Raw genomic sequence first — 511 nt, 5'->3', positions numbered from 1 at the left:
CAACAAAACCGGTAGCGAAAGCAAAACCAGCACCGAGCGTAAAAAGCAATGGAGAGGTGGAAGTGCGCTTGCGAGCGTCTCTACATGGCAAAACGTATGTCGTGCCTTACCTGTTAGATAATCAGTTTTATATGGAATATGGTAAGCCGTGGAATCGACTCAACTACGAAAGCTCGCAACAGATTTGTCAGCAGTTGGGCATGTCGCTCGCCACGGCGACTGAATTTAAAGCGTTGCGAGATTCTGGTGTGATGGAGAAGAACAAATGGCCGCTGCAATTGCCGTATTGGGGCAAAGATAAGAAAGGCTTGTTTGCCGATCGAGAACCAAATCAGTTAACCGGCACGTCGTTGTTGAATGTGATGTGTGTGAAGTAGCGGTTGTTCATCCTTAATGTATCCACATTTTAGGACGAAACGCGCTTTTCAAAACGAAGAAAGCCCCGCGATGCGGGGCTTTTTTGCGGTCTCAAATATTGTTGCTACTTGAGAGGTGTTTCTTTGTGACAGTT

1 pseudogene is annotated in these 511 nt (G+C 46.6%); it reads left to right on the top strand.

Annotated features, from left to right (window positions below):
- Positions 1–377, top strand: a pseudogene (locus R7040_RS30145) (SPOR domain-containing protein); the annotation flags it as partial.
- Between the last annotated feature and the right edge of the window lie 134 nt (positions 378–511).

This window comes from Vibrio sp. 1069 (assembly GCF_033340555.1).
This window is presented reverse-complemented; position numbering and strand designations above follow the sequence as displayed.